Raw genomic sequence first — 25,369 nt, 5'->3', positions numbered from 1 at the left:
GTTAGCTGCCTAGCATATCCCAAGTGAAAGTCTCCTGCTAATTCAGCACATATCACTATAGTGAAGGCTGGTTAATAGGTACTTCAGAATTTAGTAAAGATGCGAAAGGATTTTGTGAGGAGCTACCTAGTCGACCACTTGGTGATCGTATAGTAGTCTATTCATCAACAGATATTGTTGAATCACTACAAGCATCTAAAATTATTAGCTCAATACCTCGTGAACATCTAGAACAACACCTTGATATAAACAGCATTGGTGAATGGTTTTTATTAATTACAACTTTTGGAAATTTTTGGGTAAGTACAATATTAAGTGCAGGCATTCCAACAAATGCTGTATGTTATTATGCAAAAACAGGTGTCTTAGTTGAAGATCAAGAACTACTAGATAACATTGCCTCTACAGATAGTAGTCTTTCTAAGTTAGATTTTTCTAAAATTATAAATACAAAAAAAGAGATGAAACCTTTATTTGACTCTCAAATTGAAGTTGTAGAAGTTCAAAGAGGCGAAGATTGGAATGACTATCGACCTGCACGTCCACAGGATTTCGTAGGAAGAACTAAGGATATTCAAGAGATTTTTGATTTTTTTAAGAAGATTAGAACAAATGAAATAAATACTAGGATTTTTGCTATTACTGGTAATTCTGGATTAGGCAAGAGTTCTTTGATTATTACTCTTTCTGAAAAAGCTAAAAATCGTCATCAAAAACAAAAATTATTTCTTTACGCTATTGATGTTCGTGCGGCTAAATCACCAGAATATATTTACTCCGCATTGTTAAAAACTTTACAAGAGGCCCAAATAAAAGGTTTTGGTGATCCAACTATTAAATTACAAATAACTAACGTAAACCATCCTTTAGAGTCTGAATCTATAGCTAAATACTTGAATAGCCTTGAAAGGTCAAAGCAATTAGTAGTATTAGTTTTTGACCAATTTGAAGAGTTGTTTAGTAAACCAGAGTTATTCGAACTATTTAATAATGCAACGAACATTCTATTAGATGCGGCTAGTTTAAAAACAAATTTATGCATAGGTTTTGCATGGAAGACTGATAGTACAACCCACTCGGAACATCCTGCTTATTTCTTCTGGCATCGTTTGTCAGATTATCGAATTGTAAGAAAATTAAATCCATTTTCTGTTAGAGAATCTAATGCGGTCATAAATAAGTTTGAGGAAGCAATTGGAGAAAAAGTTCATAGCGACTTAAGACATAACTTAATTGTAAGTAGTCAGGGTTATCCATGGTTGTTAAAGAAACTATGCATTCATTTACATGAAAAAATATTGTCAGGCCAAAAACAAGAGGAGCTTTTAGAGAATAAATTAGATATCTCAAGTCTTTTCGCTAGTGATTTAGAAGAGTTAAATCCTAATGAAGTTAGAGCTTTAAAATTTATTGCTCAAAGAGCACCTGTTGATCTTGTTGATACAATCGATACATGTGGAGAAGATGTAGTCACAAACCTGCTTCATAAACGACTAATCATTAAAAGTGGTATTAGATTAAATATTTATTGGGATATTTTTAGAGAATATATATTAACAGAGAGTATTCCTATTATTTCTCTTCGCTATTTACCATCAAATGATTTTCTTGCTATCTGGAATGTAGCGCAACATTTAACAGGCACTCCAATTTCCATTCCCGAATTGGAAATTAAAACGAATTTATCTGATGGTACTATTCAAAATATTGGTACAGACTTACTGACATTTGGCATTGCAGTAAGGGAGAATAGCCAATATTCATTGTCAGAGGAAATATTAGCTACAGGGAATTCCATGGAAAGTATTCTCTCATTAATGAGAGAAAAATTTAAAAAACATATTATTACTTTAAGTTTAAAGGACTTACCTAACGGTACAAATATTACTTTGGCTTTCTTTATAGACTTAATGAAAAGTATTTACTCTAACAATGATTATGCAGATAAAACATGGAGATACTATGCTATCAGAATGTGTAAATGGCTAGAAATTACGGGCTTTTTATCTCGGTCAATTGAAACATACACATGGTTTTATAAAGATATAGGTTCTGTAAAAACATCTGTCAGTAACGTTAGACGCCAGCAATCTTCTTTTTTCATACCAAGAAATAGTCCTCAATTAACTATAAATATTTATAATGAACTTAAGGGTAAGAAAATTTCTGAATACAAAAATGGTAGTAGTAATGCCAAAGCTGTGGAAATTTTCAAGAGATATAATTTAGTTGATGATGATAATAAAATTAGAGATGTTGAAGATATCGAATCTTATCTTTACGATGCGATTTCAAATGAGTTAAGTATCCAAGAAACCATATTAATAAAGAAACTGTATTCAGGAACTAAAAAATTAACTGCATCATTCGTTGGGCAGCTCCTGAGGGATAAGCATGATATTAAGTGGGCTGAAGGTACTGTGGAGTATGCAGGTAAAAAGCTAAACAGTTGGGCTAGCTGGTATGAAAATTTCGATTTATAAATTTTGGATACCAATTACCTTCAAGCCCTCCCACCTAACAGAACTCAAACCTTTGATAATCTAGTTTTCATCGATTAGGTATTTAACAATGAGTAAATGAGATGTTTTCTGGGGAGTAAGTAATTTATCTCCCCCTTCAACTATTTAATCTATGGCTAAATAGACAACTATTTCATCGACTACTGCTCTGGCAGTTCTAGAAACCCCAATTAATGTTGCCGATGTCATGCCTGTCCATTCACCATAACCAACTAGCCAGATGGTCTGCAAAATACAATCCATTAAATAAGCTAGTTAAATTTGAAAAACTGCTGTAAACAATTCATTTTAGATTAAGAATTTAGCAATAATATTAAATAAGCCAATATACGTATCAGTAAGTTTGAGAGACAAATGTGATCACTAACTTTTTATTCAGGCTAACTTCTTCAGTACACCACATTTTTCCACTGTACATAACCCATCACAAGTCTTTCTTATTTCTAATAGCTGCTGTATGAGTTTCTGCTGATTCCGAATATTTTCCTCTACATCGTTAATATGTGAATCGATAAGCTCATTCACATCAGAACAATTTAGATTAGGTAGATCCTTATAATTTAGTAATTTTTTGATTTCAATTAAGTTCATATTCAAAGAACGACAATTCACAATGAATTTCAACCGATCAATGTAATCTTCAGTATATAGTCTATAGTTACCTTGAGTTCGATCAGGTTGCGGGATTAGACCTTCTTTTTCATAAAACCGTATTGTCAGTACTGAGCACGACGTTTTTTCAGAGAGCTCTCCTATCTTCATAAACATTAGAAATACTCAAAATCCAACTTGACTCTATAGTAGCTATAGAGATTTTAATATGCAATAAGTAAAGATATGACTATGGGCACATCAATGAGTGGTTGCGGTTGTAATAAAGAAAATTCTTGTGAAGACACTAAGCAAAATCAAAATGAATCAGAAACAAATTCTGGTAACAGTAAAGATTTAACTGCTGAAGAAAGTAAAAGTTCTTGTTGTGGTAATGAATTACCACAACAATCTAAGCCAGATGAAAAAGATCCTTGTGCTAGTACTCAGCCATGTTCTACGCAGTCAAACTCATGTTGTACCCCAGATTCGATAAGTTCACCTGAGACAGTTAATGATAATGAGGATGTAGCGACTTTCATCAGTGACTATAAAATCCCTAAAATGGATTGTTCCGCAGAGGAACAAATGGTTCGGATGACTTTATCTTCTTTGGTAAATGTTAAGAGGCTAGTTTTTGATTTGCCGAATCGAAACCTAAAAGTTATGCATAATGGTAAAAGTAATGAAATCACTGCAAAACTTGAAGCTCTTGGGTTTGGAGCAAAATTAAATAAAACTGAAGCCTATGTAAATAAAGAGCATGCAAAAGAAATCAGTACGTTTCTGATTCCGAAAATGGATTGCTCTGCTGAGGAGCAAATGGTTCGTATGGCATTGTCTCCAGTAAATGAGATCAAAGGACTAACATTTGATTTACCTAATCGGAAATTGAAAGTTTTTCATAATGATGGTCTTAATAAAATTACTAGCAAACTTGAAGCACTTGGTTTTGGAGCCAAACTTGAAAGTACCGCCACCTCTGTGGGTGAAATGCCTGAAAAAGCAGATACGTCTGAACAAGCAAAAGTTTTAAAAATTCTTTTAGCTATTAATGCTGCACTTTTCGTTATTGAATTTATTAGTGGACTAATTGCTGCATCTACAGGGTTAATCGCAGACTCTCTTGATATGTTTGCAGATGCTGCTGTTTATGGGATTGCACTTTATGCTGTAGGTAAAGCTGCAAAGTATCAAGTTAAAGCCGCGCATTTTGCGGGTTGGATTCAATTATTTCTCGCAATAACTGTAATTGTCGATGTAATTAGACGTTTTGTATTAGGTAGTGAGCCTGAATCTTTATTAATGATTGTAATCGGCTTTTTTGCACTAATTGCGAATGTTGCCTGTCTTTATCTAATCTCTGGACATAAAGATGGTGGAGCACATATGAAAGCAAGTTGGATTTTCTCAGCTAATGATGTGATTGTGAATCTAGGTGTAATTATTGCTGGCTTCCTTGTGGCTTTGACATGTTCCGCATATCCAGATCTTGTTATAGGAATAATTGTTTCGCTTTTCGTACTTAACGGTGCTCGAAAAATTTTGGCATTGAAATAAGAGTATTAAAAATGAATTTATTCCAAGTTAAACCAAACGACTTTGTCAAAATTGTTGACCTAAAAAAAGGTAACCAATATTTAGATAAAAATGATCCAGTTCTCGAACGACTTGAATTGTTAGGTTTCAGAATTGGTGAAACTTTACAAGTTCTAGCTAAGGGACTTTTCGGTGGTGATCCAGTATTGGTTCAAATTGAAACTTCTCGATTTGCGTTAAGAAAGAATGAAGCTGAACGAATTTTTGTAGAGATTGTTTCAAATGAACAGTAAAAATATTGCACTTATTGGTAACCCAAATTGTGGAAAAACATCTCTCTTTAATACTTTAACAGGTACTCGTCAAAAAGTAGCTAATTATGCGGGTGTTACTGTTGAGCGGAAAGAAGGTTTCTTTAAACTACCATCTGGTGAATCAGTTAGAGTTTTAGACTTGCCTGGCACATATAGTTTGAAACCTACGAGTCTAGATGAAGAGGTAACAAGAGCTGTATGCTTAGGTGAGCTGGAGGGTGAGGTTTTACCTGATATATATGTATGTGTGGTTGATGCCACAAATTTACATTTACATTTAAGCCTTGTACTTGAAATAAGGGCATTGAATCGACCAATGCTTCTTGTTTTAAATATGATGGATGAAGTCAAAAAACGTGGTATTTCGATAGATATTAATAAGCTATCAGAATTATTGGGTATCCCAGTTATTGAGGCTGTTGCTGTTAAAACTAAAGGCGTGCAGGATCTATTAAATCAATTAGATAAAAAAAATCTATTTGTAACTCCTTATCATTCTGATCTGAATCATTTTGATCAGATTAAAAATATTACTAAACAAGTAATTTTAAAAAATGATAACGGTGATGCAAGAACAGCCTTCTTGGATAAAATTTTCTTACACCCTGTACTTGGTTTAGTCATCCTAACGTTTACCATGTTTGTCATGTTCCAAGCTGTATTTATCTGGGCACAACCTTTTATCTCATTAATTGAGAATTCAATTACATGGTTAGGTGATACAATTGGGCCGCTCATTACTCATCCCTTACTTAGAAGTCTTATTGTTGATGGCGTGATCGCTGGATCAGGTAGTGTTTTGGCTTATATGCCGCAAATCCTTATTCTATTCTTCTTTATTTTAATTTTAGAAGAATCAGGTTATTTACCACGGGCAGCATTTCTTCTAGATAAGTTGATGTCTAAAGCCGGTTTAAGTGGACGTTCCTTTATTCCATTATTATCTAGTTTTGCCTGTGCAATTCCAGGTGTCATGGCAACACGAAGCATTAGTTCGGAAAGAGATCGTCTAGCAACTATTATGATTGCACCATTAATGACTTGTTCTGCAAGATTACCTGTTTATGCTTTACTTATTGCGGCATTCATTCCAAACAAATTAGTTTATGGTTGGTTGAGTCTACAAGGTTTAGTTCTTTTTGGACTATATATGGCTGGCATTGTTTCAGCACTATGTGTTTCTTTATTTTTGAAACTAGTTAGAAAAGATAAAACAGAAAGTATTTTTATCTTTGAGTTGCCTACTTACCGATTACCAGATATTCGAAATGTTGCATTAGGACTTTATGATCGAGCTACGATCTTTTTAAAAAGGGTTGGTGGCATTATCGTAGCATTATCAATACTGCTTTGGGTTTTAGTGACATTCCCTCAACCTCCTGAGCATGCAACAATGCCTGCTATCAACTATAGTTTAGCTGGGCAACTTGGACACTTTATTCATCCTATATTTGCCCCAATTGGCTTTACATGGGAAATCTGTATCGCGTTAATTCCTGCTATGGCAGCACGTGAAGTTGTAATTGCAGCTTTAGGTGTGATTTATGCAATGTCTGGTGATGAAGATACTGTAACTCAAACATTGCTTAGTCAAATTTCGGGACCTGATGGATGGGGGCTAGCAACAGGGATGTCGCTCTTGGTCTGGTATATTTTTGCCCCCCATTGTCTTGCGACACTAGCAACTATTCGACGTGAAACAGGTAGTTGGAAGCAACCAGTTATCATGGCGACATATTTATTCGCACTTGCATATTTCTTCTCATTCATCACATATCAGCTTATTAGTAGACTTTAATCAAAACAAGAATCTTTTATAAAGACAAATGGATGCCTTCGCATCCATTCGTCTTTTAAGTATCAAACCAATTATGAGCTTTTTTTCACAGCAACAATAATCTGATTCTCACTCTCTGTTTTTAATTCAAAGTCAACTTTATCCCCTACAGTTAAACCATTTAATAAGGATGGGTCAGCAACTTTAAAGCCCATCTTCATTGCTGGCCAATTAATCGCAGGAATTGCTTCATGGTCGAGTGTTAAAATATTTTCTTTCGTATCAATAGCAGTAATCACCCCAACGGCTTGAGCCGTTGTAGCGGTAGAAGACTCCTTATTCATCTGCTCCATAGGTGCGTCTGCTTTCTTCTGCTCTGATGCTTCATTTTTACTACATGCGCTTAATGCAGCAATAGTGGTAACAAGAGCAATAATTTTCATGAATTTCAACATAATAAAACCTCTTTAGACGAAATAATAAAACGATCAATGTGTTGATAGTTTTCTTTTGATTAAAAGCTGATATGCAGCTGGGATAACAAACATTGACAGTAGAGGAGCTGAAATCATACCCCCAACCATAGGTAAAGCAATACGGCTCATCAATTCAGAACCTGTCCCAGTCCCTAAAAGTATAGGAATTAAGCCTGCCAAAATGACGGCAACCGTCATGGCTTTAGGACGAACGCGTAGTACAGCTCCTGTTCGGATTGCCTCATTGAGTTGTTGCTCCGTTAAGGGTGCCGTTGAAGAAGATAGGTTTTGCTGTGCATGTTCAACTGCTTGCTTCAAATAGAACAACATGACTACACCAAACTCAGCAGCAACACCTGCAAGTGCGATAAAACCAACTGCAATCGCAACTGAAAAGTGAAAACCGCTCAAATACATGGCCCATATACCACCAATCAAAGCAAAAGGTAGCGTTGCCATAATCAGAACCGCATCTTGTACTTGTCTAAAAATCAAATAGAGCAGTAGAAAAATAATCATCAATGTAATTGGAATGACGACTTTTAAACGCGCATTAGCACGTTCCATAAACTCAAACTGCCCTGAATAGCTAATGCTCATGGCAGAGGAGCGTTTTACTTTTTGATCAATAGATTGCTTCAAATCTTGCACAACCGAAGCTAAGTCACGTCCCTGTACGTCTACATAAACCCAACCGCTTGGGCGAGCATTCTCACTTTTTAGCATTGGAGGGCCATCTGTAATTTGAATATTGGCAACACTACTTAATACAATTTGTTGTCCAGATTCAGTTACAATCGGTAAATTTCTCAAAGCTTCCAGTGAGTCTCGAATCTCTCGTGGATAACGTACATTAATAGGAAATCTTGCTAATGCCTCAACAGTTTCTCCAATATTTTCCCCACCAATCGCAGATGATACAATTTGCTGTACATCGTTGATATTGAGGCCATATCGTGCAGCCTGCATACGGTTAATATCGACATCAACATATCGACCACCTGTGAGTCGTTCAGCTAAAGCCGAGCTAACACCGGGTACCTGTTTAGCCACTTGTTCAATTTGCTGTGCTACCCGATCAATATCTTGCAGATCATTTGCTGAAATCTTAATCCCGATTGGGCTTTTCACCCCAGTTGCCAACATATCAATCCGGTTACGAATAGGTGGCACCCAAATATTCGTTAAACCCAGTACTTGAACAGCCTTATCCAATTCTTTGATCAACTTGTCAGGTGTCATACCTGAGCGCCATTCAGATCGTGGTTTGAACTGAATCGTGGTTTCAAACATTTCTAAAGGCGCAGGATCTGTTGCTGACTCAGCTCTCCCTGCTTTACCAAATACTGTCGCAACTTCTGGAACCGTTTTAATCATTCGATCTGTTTGCTGTAACAGTTCTGAGGCCTTGGCTGCGGACAATCCTGGTAAAGCTGAAGGCATATACAGTAAATCACCTTCATCCATATTCGGTAGAAACTCTCCACCTAATCGCGTTAAAGGAAAAAGACTAATAAGGAAAATTAGCAACGCACCAAATAAAGTGGTCTTTGGATGAGTTAAAACCTGATCCAACATAGGTCGGTATATTTTGATGAGGAAACGGTTCAATGGATTACGCTGTTCTGAAGGTAATTTCCCGCGGATCCAATAACCCATTAAAACAGGAATCAGGGTAATGGATAAACCAGCTGCCGCTGCCATGGCATAGGTTTTGGTAAACGCCAGAGGCGAGAACAAACGTCCTTCTTGTGCCTGTAAAGTAAAAATAGGAATAAAAGATAAGGTAATGATAAGTAAGCAAAAAAATAAAGCAGGACCAACTTCACTGGCGGAATGGGCAATAATATTCCAGCGTGCTTGAGTTTCTAATACTTGATTGGGATGTTCATGCTGCCAAGTCTCTATATGCTTATGTGCATTTTCAACCATCACAACCGCTGCATCAACCATAGCACCAATAGCAATGGCAATCCCCCCCAATGACATGATATTGGCATTTAGGCCCTGATAGTACATGACTAAGAAAGCCGACAAAATCCCAAGTGGTAAAGAAACAATAGCTACCATTGCTGATCGTAAATGCCAGAGGAAAAGTCCACAGACTAAAGCCACGACAATAAATTCTTCAATTAATTTATGACTGAGATTCTCGACTGCCCGATCAATCAGTTTACTGCGATCATATACAGGAACAACTTGCACTCCTTTAGGTAAACTTTGTTGCAATTCAGCCAGTTTTGCTTTCACAGCAGTAATCGTTTCACGTGCATTCTTACCGGCCCGTAAAATCACAACACCGCCAACAGTTTCACCTTGTCCATTCAGCTCAGTGATACCACGACGCATTTCCGGTCCGAGTTGAATAGTTGCAACATCGCCTAAAGTAACAGGAATCCCAAAACTATTTGTTTTTATCGGGATCTGTCGAAAATCTTCTAATGTCTTTAAATAACCAGAAGCTCGTACCATATATTCAGTTTCAGCCATCTCCAGAACTGAACCACCGGTTTCTTGATTGGCCTTTTGAATCGCTTCAATGACATTGTTTTGAGTAATTCCTAAGGCGGCCATTTTACTTGGATCTAAAACAACCTGATATTGCTTCACCATTCCCCCAATCGTAGCAACTTCAGCCACATTGGGTAATGTCTTTAGTTCATACTTTAAAAACCAGTCTTGTATGCTTCTCAGTTGTGAAAGGTCATGTTGTCCTGTTGGATCAACTAACGCATATTCATAAACCCAGCCAACGCCTGTGGCATCTGGCCCTAATGAAGATTTCGCATTTGCAGGCATTTTTCCCTGAATCTGGTTTAGATATTCCAATACACGCGAACGGGCCCAATAAAGATCGGTATGTTCATCAAAAATGACATATACAAATGAATCACCAAAAAAAGAATAACCACGAACCGTTTTAACACCGGGCACTGATAACATGGTTGTTGTTAAAGGGTACGTCACCTGATTTTCAACAATTTGTGGTGCCTGACCTGGGTAATTAGTTCTGACAATCACTTGTACATCAGATAAATCCGGTAAAGCATCAACCGGAGTATTTTTTACAGCCCAAACACCCCAAGCTGCCAGAATTAAAGCTGCCAATAAGACAAATACACGATTCAAAATTGAAAAACGAATAATACGGGCGATCATAATAGTTCTCCCGTTAGTTCTTCATAGATGCCATAGACATCTTTGAAATGTCAGAAATGACATAAGAATTTCCAACTTTTGTAAAACTAAAGTTGACCTGGTCACCTTGCTGAATTCGGGTAAATGGTTGTACTGGCTGTTTAAAGATCATGGTCATAGCACCCCAGCCCAACTCAGGAATAGCTTGGTGTGAAATGGTAATATCTTGATTTGTGACTTTTTCAACTTTACCAAGACCTTGATATGTTGACCTCTTAATCGTTTGAGATGATGTAATTGGTTGCCCAGTGTTGAGCTTATCCAATATGCCTTGCAAATTTGCTTCAGAATCAATCAGAAATTGTCCTGAAATCACTACTCTCTGACCAGCTTTCAACCCTTGTAGGACTGCAATTTTATTGCCATCACTTTGCCCTAACTGTACAACAACTGGTTCAAAACGCCCTTGCTCACGCCCTACAATGACAACATTCCGAGTACCTGTCCGTATAACAGCTTGCTCTGGTACAACCAAACTGCTTTGGGGATTATTTATTATATTGACAGAAGCAAACATCCCTGGCTTAAGTTGACCACTAGGATTTGGTAATTCAATCCGAACTTTAATAGTTCTTGATGTTGTATCTAAGGTAGGCAAAATGTCGATAACTTTGCCAGTTACTTTTTGAGAAAAAGCAGCAAAATTGGCTTCTACACTCATACCTCGTTTGATTCCAGCAATTTGTTTTTCAGGAACGGCTGCCTCTAGCCAAATCGGGTTGATACCTTTAATTGTGGCCAAGGTTTGTCCCATAGCCAAAGCCATACCATTGCGGACTTCTAGTGAATCAATAAATCCACTAATGGGAGCTTGCAAAGTTATATTAGATTGCACTCGACGAGTTCGCTCAACTTGATGAATCACATTTTGTGGTATTCCTAAAAGCTGCAAACGTTGACGGCTTGCTTGAATAAGGGAACGATCTCCAGTACGGAGCACAGCTAAAAATTCAGTTTGCTCTCCAGTCCATTCGGGTATTGAAATATCAGCTATAGGGCTTCCTTCGGTCACCATATCTCCAACAGCATGCCCATACACTCGCTGAACAAAGCCACTTGCTCTAGTTTGTAAAATAGCTGTTTGCCGTTCATTTGCTTGTAATATGCCATTAGTAAACATGGCATTTCCAATTACAGCCTGTTCAACAGTGCCGTAACGGATGGCTAAATTTTGTTGAAGAGATGGATCTATTTTGACTGTAGGACGACTTTCATCCGTCATCGCAGTATTTTCGTCTGCATATTTAGGTACCAGTTGCATGTCCATAAATGGAGACTTACCTGGCTTATCAAAATGCTGTTCAGGCTTCATTGGGTCGTACCAATACAACACTTTGGCATCCTGTTGCTGACCCGCTAAAGTAGATTGAGGATTGTCTTTCTGATGTGCTATCCAATATCCAGCACCACCACCTGCAACCAAACTAATTGTGGCAACTCCTATGACAGTCACTGCCAATTTATTTCTTAACATTATGGCTGCTCCTCAACATAGTTTAAGGTTGGTTCTTCAAAGGCAAAATAAAGTTGGGCTTTAGTCACAGCCTGTTGTTGTTGGAGATCAATGAGACGCAAACGTTGTTCTAAAAGAGATTGTCGGGCAGTAATAACATCAGACAAATTGCTTTTACCAGCTTGGTAGCTTGCCAACTGTAAACCCACTTTTTGTTTAGCGAGTGGAATACTTATTTGCATTGCACGTCTAATTTGCTGATCAAGCGCATCAAGATCAGATAACCCATCATCCAGCATGGTGAGATGTTCACGGTATTGAACTTCTTGATCGGCAATGATCCGGTTTTGTTCGGCTAAAGCTGCCTGAACGAGCGGCCCACTACGTCTTTTTGAAAATACTGGAAGCTCTGTTGTGAGTTGAACCCCGATCATATCGCCAAATTCGCGTGCTCGATGCTGATAAGCAAGCTCAATCCCCCAATCTGGTTTCTGTAAAGCCTGAGCTTGCTTCAGTTTTGCTTCAGCAGTTTTCTTTTCTGCCTGAAATGCTTTTAATTCAGGATGTTGATGCAAATGATGATATAACTTTGATGAATCAAGATGGATGGATGGAGCTTGGTCAGGTAAGGTTTCAATTTGAGTAAGGTTTTCGGTAGGCTCTGCACTGATCAAGCGATGCAACTCTAGCTTGGCTTTATTTAAATCACGAAGCAAATCATCCTTCTGGTCAAGCAATACCGTGGCTTCTTGTTTTGGATCAAGTGCATCAGCAACCATTGTCCGACCAGAGGTGACCTGTGTTTGGGTCATCTGAGAAAGTAATCGATTCTCTGAAAACAGTTCATCGTATAGCGCCAATTTACGCTCAAGATAAAAACGTTTAAACCAAGCAGATGCAACTTTTTGACGTAACTCAATACGTAGAATCTCAGTTTGAGCAGTGACTGAACCCAATTCAGCTTTTGCTAACTCGACCTCGGCTTGTCTTTTGGCGCGGTTTGGAAAATCTTGCATAACGCCAATTTTCTGCATGGTCATGCCATCTTGTGTGACTGACCATGACGCATCACCAGATATAGGATAATTCTCCAAACCGACAAATAATTTAGGGTTGGGTAAAATACCTGAAGCTAAAACTACATTCTCAGCCCCTTCAATTTGGGCACTATTTACTCTTAAAGTTGGAGCATATTGCTCAGCAAGCTTCAAAGCTGTATCCAAAGTCAGTGGCTGGGCATAGACTTGACCATAGACTAGAGAAAAACAGATCACACCTATCGGCCATCTCACCCTGCGAGATAGCTTTTCTTTATAAAATTTCATATTTTTAGCTCTAAAATGATATACACGCGCACGCGCAGAACATCCATAAAAAATGCTATGAATGACGATGAATCATCAAATTAGTTAGAGCGTGGGGGTTTCCAGAGAACTGAAGGAAAAGGAGCAGGAAGGTTTTGATCCAGAGAATAAAAAGCCGATCGCTCTATAGGAGGGAACACCTTTGCGTACAGAAATTCTTGTGGAGAAGGGGTATACGCAATCTTGGCAAAAGACATAATGCACTCCTGCTCAGACATACAGGATGGATCATGTAAAGATTTTTTGGCCTTTGTCTCTATTTTCATACAATCAGTGTGCATTGTATCCTGATTTTGAGATGCTTCCATTGGTATAGGTTGCATCTGTTCAGATGGCATTAAACACCGCTTATGTACAGACGAAGCAACAGCAGCCGATCCGACGAACAGGATAGCAAACGATAAAAACAGCGATAGGCATGTCTTTAACCACTGCATAGATTTAGACCCAAATTTAAGCTTTTTTAGTTTTACAGATTCGAAATTAAATAGCAATAATTTCATGAATGATAGCCAAAGCTATCATTCATGATACTAAGTCATATCACCTTAAAAAACTAATTCGATACCTGCACCATATTTCCAACCTTTTTCAGACTCAGTAGCTTCTTGCATAGTGGTAGCTTTTTGTCCTTTTTCATATTGATAAGCCACATCAATAAAAGGCCTGATTCTTTTAGTTATCTCATACCGCGTTTTAATACCAGTTTTTAATTCTGATAAACCTGATTTTGCAGCATAGTTAGAATCATCACTAAATACAGCATCTACTTCTAGGTAAGGTTGGGTAATCAATTTCTGGGTTAACAAGAAATCACGTTCGACTTCAAAACTTGCTCCCCAAAAGTTATTTTCCCCACCATATAAATAAGCTTGGGTTTCAAAGAAATAAGGAGCTAGCCCTAATACCCCAATAACACCATCAACTCGATCGCTGTTGCTGTTATTTTTATCTTCACTGTATCTCACCCCAGCTTGTAAATCCCAAAAAGGTGCTACATTGCGGCTATAAAGTGCTGACACATCATATTTGGGGTCATGGCTTTCTGACTTATCCAAATTCGCTTCAATAAATAGGCGATTTTCATCTGTACCTATTAAAGTTTCAATTTTTGAACCTAAGGCACCTTTACCATCTTCATCCACAGTCCATTCATTCTCAAACTTTGTTGTTTGAAAAATTTGTCCACCATGTTCTTTAAGATGCTTATCATGATTCTGACCATTGGAAATTACAGTTTCAAACCCTGTACTATTATCTCCATCATTACCAGAAGTTGTTTTTTGATAAGTATTCCTTTCAGCATAACCTAACCCACCTGGTTCTTTTAACAGCACTCTCATACTTTCTGATTGAGAGCTATTTACTTGATTTCCGGTAGATGGATCATTGGCAAAGGCAACACTTGTTAATCCTAACAAGGCTAAAGATACAAGTGTTTTAGAATAGAGTTTTTTAGTGGTGTGCATGTTGATTTACCCCCTTATCATTATTAATAGGTTGAGCAACAACATCTTTTGAATCAGAACTATTGCTATCGACATTTGCAACAATAAGCTTATTCATCATCCCAGCAGACATGTGATAGAGTAAATGACAATGGATAGCCCATTCACCTAACTCATCTGCCGTTAATAAGGTTGTAACTGTTTTACCTGGTGGGACAATTACAGTATGTTTATTTGGCATATTACTAGCATCCTGGCCATTTTCTAGTTGCATAAACATGCCATGTAAGTGCATTGGATGAGCCATCATACTGTCGTTCACGAATTTCAAGCGTATACGCTCACCATATTTAACCTTGAATGGTTCAGTTTCATTAAACTTCTTCCCATTAATTGTCCAAATATAGCGCTCCATATTTCCACCTAAACGAATTTCAATTTCACGTTCTGGAGCACGAGTATCTTTTTGGGGCGTTAATGACTGTAAATCACTATATTGAAGTGCTTTTAGACCAGCTGGAGTTGATGCATTCGCCCAACCGTAAACATTTTCACCATTTTTCACTTGTGTTGGTGAGGTCATTGCAGTATTCATTTCCATATTATGTGTCATGCCTTGCATTGAAGACATGTCATGATTCATTCCGGACATTGACTGGTCTTTTGAATTGCCTCCCATTGAAGACATATCGTGATTCATACCTTCCATTGAAGACATGTCATGATTCATTCCGGACATTGACTGGTCTTTTGAATTGCTTCCCATAGAAGACATATCGTGGTTCATACCTTCCATTGAAGACATATCATGCCCCATACCCATATCCTCCATAGTCAATAAAGAACGTGGACGTGGTTTTGGCATCAAAATATTTTTTACAGGTAAGGTATTTTCATTATGTAATGTACCAATAGAAAAACCACTACGATCGATAGATTCAGCCTCTATCTGATAATTTGCCTGTTTTGGTTCTACGATAACATCGTACGTTTCGGCTGTTCCAATTCTAAACTCATCAACTGGTACAGGCTTCACTGGCTGGCCATCTGCACTAACTACTGTCATTTTTAGATTAGGAATTCTTACATCAAAAAAAGACATTGCAGATGCATTAATGAAGCGGAGACGAACTCTTTCTCCTTCTTTAAAATTTCCGGTCCAATTTTGTTCCGGGGTTTTACCATTCATCAAGAACGTATACTTTGTTACATCAGACATATCTGTCTTAAGCATTCGCATCTGATTCCACATAGAGCGATCTTGCCATGTTGCTTTTAAGCCATCTTTTTTAATCTGTTTAAAAACATCAGAAACCGTTTCTCTTCTATTTTGGTAATAATCAGCCTCTTTTTTGAGATTACTCATAATTTGACCACTAGTCGAATTATGAAAGTCAGATAGTAGGACTACGTAATCTCTATCAGCCTTTTCTCCAGCTGATAAAGGTACTTTATTTTTTGGATAAATCACGAGGGGGCCATATAGGCCATCCTGTTCTTGTCCTTTACTGTGTGAGTGATACCAATAAGTACCATTTTGACGGACTTTAAATTTGTATTCATAAGTTTTATTTGGTGCAATACCATCAAACTGATTAAATCCAGGAACACCATCCATGATGCCAGGTAAGATTAAACCATGCCAATGAATAGATGAATCTTGGTTCTTTAACTTGTTATGTACACGAATAACAGCATCATCACCTTCCTCAAACTCAAGAAGAGGTGCAACAAACTTACCATTTACCGTAATTCGCTTTAAAGGCTTACCTGTTATATTCACCGTCTGTTCAGCAATAGTTAAATCATATTCTTTAACCGCGGCCATAACCCAAGTCGACGAAAATAAACCGATTCCTATTAAAAAGACATGACTTAATTTTTTAGACATTTACTTCACCTATCGGATATCAAGATAAGGGATAAAACATGTTTAACTGCTTTACCCCCAATCTCTCATTTATCGTATTCTTTATTTATTTGATGTATTTGACATGTTCATTTTAGAGTGATCCATGTTCATCATATTTGAGTGATCCATATTTCCCATTTTAGAAGGGTCCATATTCATCATCTTAGAATGATCCATTTGGGACATATCGGACATTTTACTGTGGTCGTGCTGGCTATGATCCTGTTGAGTTGTTTTATCATTCTTCATATCACAGGGTTTTTGACACTTACCTTGTTCTTTGATATCTGCTTGAACAGCAGTACTTACTGTACTGGTCTGTTTAGCCTCTGCAGCCCAAGACTGAGTTCCAGCGAACAAAGACCCAACACATAAAAAAGTAGTTAAACTACGACGAAATAAAGTTTTCATTTTTTGCTCCAAGATTAGCTCATATGAATACATTAAAGGCCGGCACTAAACATCTATATGACATGAAAATGACATTTTTGTAATCTACGCCGAATCACGGATTTATAACGTTATTATGATCCTAATTAATGCAATCAGGTTTTTATAAATGAGAATCTTATTAGTTGAAGATGAACAAAAAACTGGTGATTATCTTAAACAAGGCCTTTCTGAAGCTGGCTATATTACTGACTGGGTTACAGATGGATTAACAGGAAAACACCAGGCTCTTTCTGAAGAGTATGACCTAATTATTCTAGATGTAATGTTACCTAAGTTGGACGGCTGGAATATCATTAATGACATTAGAAAAAGCGGTAAAAGCATGCCTATTCTTTTTCTTTCAGCCCGAGATCAAATTGATGATCGAGTGAAAGGGTTAGAATTAGGGGCTGATGATTATCTTGTCAAGCCTTTTGCTTTTGCAGAGCTACTGGCTCGAATTAAGAGCTTACTCCGTCGGGGACAACAAAAAGAAGATAGCAACCTAATCACTATTGCAGACCTTGAACTTGATTTACGTAAACGTCGTGTTACTCGTGCAGGGCAACGTATTGACCTAACAGCCAAAGAGTTTGCATTGATGGAATTATTTATGCGTAGACGTGGAGAAATTCTACCTCGTGCTTTAATTGCTTCTCAAATATGGGACATGAATTTTGATAGTGATACCAATGTAGTTGAAGTCGCTATTAAACGGTTAAGAAATAAAATAGATAGCAACTTCACCCCTAAGTTAATTCAAAACATCCGGGGGATGGGATATGTCTTAGAGGTAGAAGATGACTCATAAATTGTTTAATGCAATTAGCTTCCGTATTGCAATTATCTTTTCTCTATCAACTGTCATCATCTTATTGATTATGGGGCTGGTCATTCATCAACTTGTTATGCATCATTTTGAAACTCAGGACCGGACCCAGTTAGAAGGAAAAATTCAGCTTTTAGAAAATTTACTTGAACAGAACCCTACAAATACCCATGAATTAAATACATATTTAAAAGATGCTTTAGTAGGTCATCATGATCTGATTGTTCAAATAGAACGTCCAACAGGCCAAATCATTTTTAGTTCAGCACCAGCAGTCATAAAGACGCAAACGTTAGTCAAATCTAAACAAGCCCCTTGGATAGAATGGGAAATTCAAAAAAAAATCTATCGGGGCTTAGTTTATAAAAAGTCCTTTAATAATATTAGTATTCCATCAGCCCAAATTATTGTGGGGATCGATACATCTGAACATCAACACTTTTTAAATGATTTTAGACGACAGTTATTATATATCGGCGTTGTAGGCACAATTTGTTTAATGTTTTTAGGTTGGTTTGCCGCTTGGAGAGGATTACGACCAGTTCAAAAAATGGCAAAAGTTGCAGAAGGCATTTCAGCTCAGCATCTATCTGAACGATTAGCGGTCGATAATACACGCACTGAACTAAAATCATTAGCCATAGCCTTTAACGATATGTTAGATCGGCTAGAAACGGCTGTAGAAAAACTCTCAGATTTTTCATCTGATCTGGCCCATGAAATTAGAACACCTATTAATAATTTAATGACTCAAACTCAAGTATGTTTATCTCGTAGTCGGGATATTAATACTTATCAGGAAGTTCTCTTTTCTAATCTGGAAGAGTTTGAACGTTTGGCTCGAATGGTTTCAGATATGTTATTTCTTGCAAAGGCAGAGCATGGCCTACACTTACCAAACCTACAACAGGTCAGCCTAGTAAAAGAGATTTCTGCTTTATTTGACTTCTATGATGCTATCGCTGCTGAAAAGGGAATGTCCCTAGAACAAAGTGGACAAGGATACGTAAAAGGCGATCCCTCAATGTTACGTCGTGCACTGAGTAATTTACTATCAAATGCGATCAAATATGGTAAACCTGATTCAATAATTAAGATTAATTGCCGACAAAATATTGATACCACTATATTCACAATCGAAAATGAAAGCTCACCAATAACATCTGAACAGCTGAATCGATTATTTGACCGTTTTTACCGTACGGATGCATCCAGACAAAGAGTTGAGGAAGGCACAGGTTTAGGTCTAGCAATTACCAAGTCAATTCTTGATGTACATGGCGCAACGATTCAAGCAGACTATAACAACGGTCGGATAGTTTTTAAAATAACTTTTAAAAACTAATTTTTGTAAATAAAAGACAACTGACTACTCATTTCCAGTATCTAAAAAATTATGAGTAGTCAGAAAATGATCCTTTCTTAACTACGTAGCCTTAAAGCATTACCAATAACCGATGCTGAACTTAGGCTCATTGCTAAAGCTGCGATCATAGGAGAAAGTAGCCAACCAGTAAATGGATATAAAATACCCGCGGCTAAAGGGATGCCTAATGCATTATAAAGGAATGCAAACATCAGGTTTTGCTTCATATTTTTAATAGTGGCCTCTGACAGGGAGCGAGCGATCTCTATACCTCGTAAATCACCTTTGACTAAAGTGACTTGAGCACTATTCATAGCCACATCTGTTCCAGTCCCCATTGCAATACCAATATCCGCTTGAGCTAAAGCTGGGGCATCATTGATACCGTCACCTGCCATTGCAACCATTCTTCCTTCTTTTTGTAATTTATTAACCAGTTCCAGTTTATCTGCTGGTTTAACTTCTCCGTATACTTCATCAATACCTAATTTAGCTCCAACTGATTTTGCAGTAGTTAAACCATCTCCTGTGGCCATTATAATTCTTAATCCAGAATTCTTCAGAGCATGCACAGCTTCAGGTGTACTGACTTTGATTGGATCTGAAACAGCCAATAGTCCTACGAGCGTCCCATCAACAGCCAAATGCATAACACTTGCGCCTTCTGCTCTTAATTGCTCAGCTTGAGGGATATATGTATCAACTGATATGCCGAGTTGTTCCATTAAAGCTGTATTGCCTAATGATAATTGTTGTCCATCTAACTCACCCTTAACACCAATTCCAGAACCTGACTCAAAAGATGTTGGTGTTGTTAGTACAAGATTTCTTTCACGGGCAGCCTGTACAATTGCATCCGCTAACGGATGTTCACTACCTTGATCCAAGCTGGCAGCTAATCTGAGAACTTCATTTTCTTCATATCCAGATAAAGCAATGACCTTATCAAATGAGGGGCGACCTTCTGTTAAGGTCCCTGTTTTATCAATAATTAATGTATCAATCTTACGTAAATTTTCTATTGCTGCAGCATCACGGAAGAGTACGCCATTGGATGCACCACGACCCGTTGCCACCATGATTGACATTGGTGTGGCTAATCCTAAAGCACACGGACAAGCAATAATTAAAACTGCGACAGCATTGATTAGTCCGTATACCCAACTCGGTTCTGGTCCAAATATTCCCCACCCAAAAAAGGTAAGGATAGATATACCGATCACCACCAGTACAAACCAGCCAGCTACCTGATCTGCCATTCTTTGCATAGGGGCTTTAGAACGCTGAGCTTGCGCTACCATTTGAACTATCTGTGAAAGTACTGTTGAAGAACCGACCTTTTCCGAACGTATCACTAATGAACCGTTCATATTCATTGTCGCACCGATTACTTGGTCACCTATACGTTTTGTTACTGGAACTGGCTCTCCCGTTAACATTGATTCATCAATAGAACTTGAACCTTCTGTAATTATTCCATCAACGGGGACCTTCTCACCTGGTCGTACTCTAAGCAAATCTCCAACATGTACATGGGAAAGTGGGATATCTTCCTCTGTGCCATCTTCATTAATTTTTCTTGCGGTTTTCGGTGCCAACCCAAGTAAAGATTTTATTGCTGACGAAGTTTGCGAACGTGCCTTTAACTCAAGAACTTGACCTAATAAGGTCAGTGAAATAATTGCGGCTGTTGCCTCAAAATATACAGCAACACGCCCCATAGAGATGAAAGACGCTGGGAAAACTTGTGGGGCTAGGGTTCCAACGACACTATAAATAAATGCAGCTCCAGTCCCAATTCCAATTAAAGTCCACATATTCGGACTACGATTTAAAATTGATTGCCAACATCTAACAAAAAATGGCCATCCCGCCCAAAAAACTATTGGCAAGGTAAGAAGAAGTTCAATCCAGGTTTGTACTTTAATTTCAAACCAGTTTAATTTATGACCAAACATCGCCAAGGTTATTACGATAACGGTCAAAGGTAACGTGTACCAAAATCTTCTTTTAAAGTCCTTGAGTTCAGGATTTTCATCAGCCTCATCTAAATTTGGAAGTAAAGGCTCTAATGTCATACCGCAAATTGGACAGTTTCCAGGTTGATTCTGTCGAATCTCTGGATGCATGGGACATGTATAAATTGTGGAAGTATTTACATGAGCTGAATTAGTAATTTCATTTGAATCTACTTCAGCTCTATTCATTGATTTTTTAGTTGGAGAAGATTTACCCTCTTCATTAATATAAAACAAAGGATCATTTTCAAACTTTAACTTGCATTTTTCACTGCAAAAGTAAAATGTTTTACTGTCAATTTTTTCATAAAATTTAGAAGCCTGCGTTACGGCCATTCCACAGACAGGGTCAATAAGTCTATTGCCAGTATTCTTATCTTCATGATGATGGTCCATAGAACCTCCTTCATATTAATTCTCAAAATAAAGAGCTCATTAGGATTAAACTAATTTTTCGTTATCCGGTCATTTAGTGACCATTATTTTCAATAAAGTCAGTGTAACACTTGTGTGTTTTCAATTTTAAAAATGACAAAAATGTAATTTTGGAGTCATCAAGACGTTTCTATCTGTCTTGAATAATAAGCATACGAAGAGTGATGATCAACTCAATCTATTCATGAACGTCAACGGGTCATTACTTAGCTATGTATCAGTTTTAGAAGGATGATGAAATGAAAATTTTCCAAAATAAAGTATCAGTTCTACGCAATGTATTAGTTGGTGCAACTATGGTTGTAGCTGCTTCAAGTGCGTTTGCACATGTAAAACTTGAAAGTGCAACACCTGCTATTAATGCTTCTGTAGCAAGTCAACCCCAAAACATAACTTTAAATTTTGGTGAAGAGGTTATGTTAATGAACGTCAAATTGCTTGATGCCCAACGTAAGGATATCCCATTAAATTATAAAATAACTCATGATATGAAAAAGTCATTTGAAGTGGCCGTACCTAAACTTAAGAAAGGTAAATATACCGTGGTATGGACCACAATGGGTGCAGATGGCCATAACATGAATGGCGAATATAATTTCACGCTTAAAGCAGCAAAATAAAATAAAAACGAAGTTAGTAAACATGCCAGCAATTTGCTGGCATGTTGCTATAACAATGGAGAAAAATATGCTTCCTGAAACTTGGATATACGCAACATGGCTGGCTAAAGTCGTTTTATATTTAGGTATTGCATTTGTTGTTGGTGGCGCTTTCTGTTATTTCTTACTTGGTCGTTATGTAGAAATTAAACAGACTATTCTGAAGTACATAACTATTGGTGCAGGACTGGGTTTAATATCCAGTATTCTTGGCTTCTTCCTTCTCATTGGAAGTTTTGCCAATACAGGTCTTTCTGGCATGTGGGATAGCAACTACATAAACATTTTAATAAATACTCCCACAGGGCACGTTCATATTATTCGATCAATTAGTTTTGCTCTTCTACTTCTATTGATGATCATAAAACTTAGTAAAGGAACTATTCAGGTTTCAAAAATTGAAGGAGTAATATTTCTCATACTTTTAACTCCTATTGTTTTTAGTTTTTCTCAACTTGGTCATGTTACAAATTTACCTTTATTCGCACAATTTTTATTATCAATCCATGTACTTGTAATGTCTTTATGGATGGGATCACTTTATCCTTTATGGAGAACAAGTAAAAAAATTACTGGTCTTCCCTTGAAAGAACGCATGCACCTATTTGGAAGAATCGCAGCATTTGTTGTAGGAATATTACTCGCTTGCGGTGCGAGTATTGCTCTGTTACTCATTAAAGATTTCAATACTCTACTAAATACTCCTTATGGGCATGGTTTTATTATTAAGATCGCATTTGTTCTAAGTATTTTATTATTAGCTGCCTTTAACAAATGGTATTTTACTCCTCGCTTACAAGACCCGAAATTTGCCAGACAGCTGGGTTATGCCATTTTATTTGAAATGTCATTAGGTCTAATGATCCTTTTAATGACAGGATATATTACAACTGTAGTGGGAATTGATTAAATAGGTATATAGTAATTTAAAAAAGTAAAATGAAAAAAATTATCTGATTCTGCTTGATTTCATCATTGGTTCAATCCTTGATATTTTTTCTAACTCCATAAGCTTTACTATTGTAAGTAGAGTGTAGTGTAAGACTGTAGAGTCTCAGATCTTTTAAAATATAGGGGTAAAATTACTTACCCCATAATCTGCCCATGTTTTTATAAATTAATTACATGATTTTCTGTAATTCATGTATAAATAAACTTAAACAAATAATCATAACTTATACAACCATTCTTAGTGCCTGTTCCAGCCCGCGTTGTTTAAGGTTGGCTCCTACCCCAAACCATGCTGAATCTAATCGGTGATCTTTTGAGATCGCACGTCGCTCATGATCAACAAACTCGGTAATACTACAAAGCAGTCCATACGCCGTATCTTTAGCTGAAGCTAACTCGGCACCACGACCATGCCCGTTAAACATGGTCATGACCTTAGACATCGCACGTCCATTTGGCTCAGTTTTATTGTCGGTTTTGGATGAGTTGATTTGTTTAGGCGTAGCTACATTACGGTAGAACTGAATGATACTTTCATCTTGTTCAGCAATATTCAGGTTTGTATTATTGAACACTGCATCGAAGTAAGCTGCTGCTTCCTGCTGAGTGACTTTACGCTGGCTGAGCTGCTTCATTTCATACATGTGCTCGTCCCATGCATGAACCGAAATACCCAATTGCTGTTTAATCTTTTCAGCATCAAACTTGGTACTGTGTGGAACTTTCACCACACCTGCACTACTATTCTGCCCACGTAAGGCAATCGCTAAGGTGTTATTACACACCACACGTACACTTGTAAATTGCGCCGTGGTGGCTAATGTCCCATCACATGCTGTTGCCAGAAGGATATAACCATTACTCACATCCTTTCCTTTCAGTGCTGTTGATTGTCCAGTCGTAGCCAGTGCCCAGAACTTACGACCACCTTTCAATACCCCTGCTGTTTCCAGTTCAAAGCCTGATTGTTCTGTCAGGTCTTTATAGAAGTTTAATATCTCCATCGGTTGCACCTCCTGATAACGCTGACTTACCACTGATAGCGGCGCATGAGTATCTGAACGATAAAGGACTCTCTGATCTTCATACGGCATGATGATGTTTTGTCCACGTTCATTTTTTGTCATATAGCTGACATTGGATGATTCAATTCGCCAATCCATCCCTGCTTGTTGTGCCCATACTTCTAAAGGTTGATTTCTAGTGAGTTGATTGCCCAAACCATGCCAAGGGGTTTGACCTACAAAAGCCATTGTTTCAACTTGATGTGCCATGATGTTTTTCCTATTAAGTGATTTAAATAATTTGATTAAGAGTTTGGGATGAAGTTAAGAAAAGCTTGATTGCTGGATTTCAAAATGTTGCAGACACTGCTCACACTGATAATGCAAGGACACTGTATTGTCTTGATGCTGGACGTAGAGCAGAAACATGCCCCCTACAACTAAACCAACAAAGCCACCGACTAGTGGGTGAATAGGACTACGTTTTGACAATTGCATACAGGCTGCTGCCAGAGACATGGGGGAGAATGATGAAAGTTTTGCAAATACACCTTGATGGCTTTGTTCTGACTGCCGTAGTAATTTCAGATGTCTCGAATGGCAGTAAGGACATTGATGCATAGTCGTCTCCTCTCAATAAAAGGCATAAAAAAAACCACAAGCAAATGCTTGTGGTTTGATTGAGCTTTATGTCGTTTTAGATTAAGTCAAATTAACGAGTTACTTTTGGAGTCGCTAAACCTTTCTTGCTACAAGGTTGGATACTTTCAATATATTGACCATCTCCAGTGTCTTTAAAGAAACCATGTTTTGATTTGATTTCTAAACATTGCCCCTTCTTAAAAGGTTTAACTTGTGGAACGACTTTAGCTGGTATAGCGTAGCTATTTAAAATGACTTCGCCTTTAGTAGTTGGAAATACAACTGACTCTTCGCCGTAATAGACATTGGCTTTAAGTGTAATCTGCTCAGTTTTAGCAAAAGCAATAGAACTGAGTGAAAGACTTAAAATTCCACATGCGATAAGTTTGATTGGGTTCATGGTATTTTCTCTGATTAAGTAAAGTAATAATTAAACGAA

The 25,369-nt window shown here is 37.5% G+C and carries 20 protein-coding genes and 2 pseudogenes; 8 read left to right on the top strand and 14 right to left on the bottom strand.

The annotated features are described in order from the left end of the window. Window positions 1-56: 56 nt before the first annotated feature. Window positions 57-2,483, top strand: a pseudogene (locus ACTJJG_RS17245) (ATP-binding protein); the annotation flags it as partial. A 144-nt stretch (window positions 2,484-2,627) separates the two neighbouring features. On the opposite strand, the pseudogene ACTJJG_RS17240 reads toward ACTJJG_RS17245, so the two are convergent. Continuing rightward, window positions 2,628-2,753 (bottom strand): annotated as a pseudogene (locus tag ACTJJG_RS17240) (FAD-dependent pyridine nucleotide-disulfide oxidoreductase); the annotation flags it as partial. A gap of 144 nt (window positions 2,754-2,897) precedes the next feature. After that, window positions 2,898-3,290 (bottom strand): Cd(II)/Pb(II)-responsive transcriptional regulator, encoded by a 393-nt coding sequence (gene cadR, locus ACTJJG_RS17235; protein ID WP_000480875.1) that lies wholly within the window; start codon window positions 3,288-3,290, stop codon window positions 2,898-2,900. Between the two features lie 75 nt (window positions 3,291-3,365). Between cadR and ACTJJG_RS17230 the strand changes: the two genes are divergently transcribed. Genes ACTJJG_RS17230 through feoB form a run of 3 tightly spaced genes read left to right on the top strand, consistent with a single transcriptional unit; the run spans window position 3,366 to window position 6,764 of the window. Next, window positions 3,366-4,673 (top strand): cation transporter, encoded by a 1,308-nt coding sequence (locus tag ACTJJG_RS17230; protein WP_372552853.1) that lies wholly within the window; start codon window positions 3,366-3,368, stop codon window positions 4,671-4,673. 11 nt (window positions 4,674-4,684) lie between these two features. Next, entirely contained in the window at window positions 4,685-4,945 is a 261-nt protein-coding gene (locus tag ACTJJG_RS17225; RefSeq protein ID WP_001048216.1) for a FeoA family protein, read from the top strand. Then, window positions 4,935-6,764 carry a ferrous iron transporter B gene (feoB, locus tag ACTJJG_RS17220; protein ID WP_001086231.1) on the top strand — a complete coding sequence of 610 codons (1,830 nt, stop codon included), beginning with the start codon at window positions 4,935-4,937 and terminating at the stop codon, window positions 6,762-6,764. The genes ACTJJG_RS17225 and feoB overlap by 11 nt, the downstream gene beginning before the upstream one ends. Window positions 6,765-6,835: 71 nt before the next feature. Here the strand turns inward: feoB and ACTJJG_RS17215 are convergent, their stop codons facing one another. The 8 genes from ACTJJG_RS17215 to ACTJJG_RS17180 all read right to left on the bottom strand — a co-directional run bounded on the left by ACTJJG_RS17215 (window position 6,836) and on the right by ACTJJG_RS17180 (window position 17,005). After that, entirely contained in the window at window positions 6,836-7,198 is a 363-nt protein-coding gene (locus ACTJJG_RS17215) for a copper-binding protein (protein ID WP_000911301.1), read from the bottom strand. 33 nt (window positions 7,199-7,231) lie between these two features. Next, complete coding sequence (locus tag ACTJJG_RS17210; protein ID WP_372552852.1) at window positions 7,232-10,378, bottom strand: efflux RND transporter permease subunit; 3,147 nt, start codon at window positions 10,376-10,378, stop codon at window positions 7,232-7,234. A gap of 13 nt (window positions 10,379-10,391) precedes the next feature. Then, a complete protein-coding gene (locus ACTJJG_RS17205; RefSeq protein ID WP_000945696.1) occupies window positions 10,392-11,891 on the bottom strand; it encodes an efflux RND transporter periplasmic adaptor subunit in 1,500 nt (499 codons plus the stop codon). Next, window positions 11,891-13,195, bottom strand: a complete 1,305-nt coding sequence (locus tag ACTJJG_RS17200) for a TolC family protein (RefSeq protein ID WP_000675248.1) — start codon at window positions 13,193-13,195, stop codon at window positions 11,891-11,893. The genes ACTJJG_RS17205 and ACTJJG_RS17200 overlap by 1 nt, the downstream gene beginning before the upstream one ends. Window positions 13,196-13,275: 80 nt before the next feature. Further along, on the bottom strand, window positions 13,276-13,737 hold the full coding sequence (locus tag ACTJJG_RS17195; protein ID WP_000771461.1) for a hypothetical protein: 462 nt from the start codon (window positions 13,735-13,737) through the stop codon (window positions 13,276-13,278). A gap of 45 nt (window positions 13,738-13,782) precedes the next feature. After that, the gene (locus ACTJJG_RS17190) at window positions 13,783-14,703 is read right to left on the bottom strand and encodes a copper resistance protein B (RefSeq protein WP_000557535.1); all 921 of its coding nucleotides are present in this window, start codon (window positions 14,701-14,703) and stop codon (window positions 13,783-13,785) included. Then, entirely contained in the window at window positions 14,690-16,573 is a 1,884-nt protein-coding gene (locus ACTJJG_RS17185; RefSeq protein ID WP_032015911.1) for a copper resistance system multicopper oxidase, read from the bottom strand. Before ACTJJG_RS17185 ends, ACTJJG_RS17190 begins: the two co-directional genes overlap by 14 nt. An 81-nt stretch (window positions 16,574-16,654) precedes the next feature. After that, window positions 16,655-17,005: a hypothetical protein gene (locus ACTJJG_RS17180; protein WP_000853615.1), complete on the bottom strand. Its 351-nt coding sequence runs from the start codon at window positions 17,003-17,005 to the stop codon at window positions 16,655-16,657. Window positions 17,006-17,153: 148 nt separating this feature from the next. On the opposite strand from ACTJJG_RS17180, the gene ACTJJG_RS17175 reads away from it, so the two are divergent. Beyond that, on the top strand, window positions 17,154-17,837 hold the full coding sequence (locus ACTJJG_RS17175; RefSeq protein WP_001221582.1) for a heavy metal response regulator transcription factor: 684 nt from the start codon (window positions 17,154-17,156) through the stop codon (window positions 17,835-17,837). Beyond that, window positions 17,827-19,200 carry a heavy metal sensor histidine kinase gene (locus ACTJJG_RS17170; protein WP_000149041.1) on the top strand — a complete coding sequence of 458 codons (1,374 nt, stop codon included), beginning with the start codon at window positions 17,827-17,829 and terminating at the stop codon, window positions 19,198-19,200. The genes ACTJJG_RS17175 and ACTJJG_RS17170 overlap by 11 nt, the downstream gene beginning before the upstream one ends. A gap of 77 nt (window positions 19,201-19,277) precedes the next feature. Here ACTJJG_RS17170 and ACTJJG_RS17165 read toward each other — a convergent pair whose 3' ends face one another. Further along, window positions 19,278-21,635 (bottom strand): heavy metal translocating P-type ATPase, encoded by a 2,358-nt coding sequence (locus ACTJJG_RS17165; protein ID WP_000349573.1) that lies wholly within the window; start codon window positions 21,633-21,635, stop codon window positions 19,278-19,280. Window positions 21,636-21,913: 278 nt separating this feature from the next. Here ACTJJG_RS17165 and ACTJJG_RS17160 point away from each other — a divergent pair, with 278 nt between their 5' ends. Then, window positions 21,914-22,294, top strand: a complete 381-nt coding sequence (locus ACTJJG_RS17160) for a copper resistance CopC family protein (protein ID WP_000689223.1) — start codon at window positions 21,914-21,916, stop codon at window positions 22,292-22,294. A gap of 67 nt (window positions 22,295-22,361) precedes the next feature. Further along, a complete protein-coding gene (locus ACTJJG_RS17155; RefSeq protein ID WP_002037196.1) occupies window positions 22,362-23,243 on the top strand; it encodes a copper resistance D family protein in 882 nt (293 codons plus the stop codon). Between the two features lie 265 nt (window positions 23,244-23,508). On the opposite strand, the gene ACTJJG_RS17150 is transcribed toward ACTJJG_RS17155, so the two are convergent. From ACTJJG_RS17150 to ACTJJG_RS17140, 3 genes are all read right to left on the bottom strand, one after another. Continuing rightward, window positions 23,509-24,558 (bottom strand): DUF932 domain-containing protein, encoded by a 1,050-nt coding sequence (locus ACTJJG_RS17150; RefSeq protein ID WP_000951143.1) that lies wholly within the window; start codon window positions 24,556-24,558, stop codon window positions 23,509-23,511. 54 nt (window positions 24,559-24,612) lie between these two features. Continuing rightward, window positions 24,613-24,909 carry a hypothetical protein gene (locus ACTJJG_RS17145; protein WP_000553831.1) on the bottom strand — a complete coding sequence of 99 codons (297 nt, stop codon included), beginning with the start codon at window positions 24,907-24,909 and terminating at the stop codon, window positions 24,613-24,615. A gap of 91 nt (window positions 24,910-25,000) precedes the next feature. After that, the gene (locus ACTJJG_RS17140; protein ID WP_001068164.1) at window positions 25,001-25,330 is read right to left on the bottom strand and encodes a hypothetical protein; all 330 of its coding nucleotides are present in this window, start codon (window positions 25,328-25,330) and stop codon (window positions 25,001-25,003) included. Between the last annotated feature and the right edge of the window lie 39 nt (window positions 25,331-25,369).

Source organism: Acinetobacter sp. 22512 (assembly GCF_052044755.1).
In the GTDB taxonomy this organism is placed as follows: Bacteria; Pseudomonadota; Gammaproteobacteria; order Pseudomonadales; family Moraxellaceae; genus Acinetobacter; species Acinetobacter pittii.
Note: the sequence above shows the minus strand (reverse complement) of the source record. Positions and strands in the feature narration are given on the sequence as shown.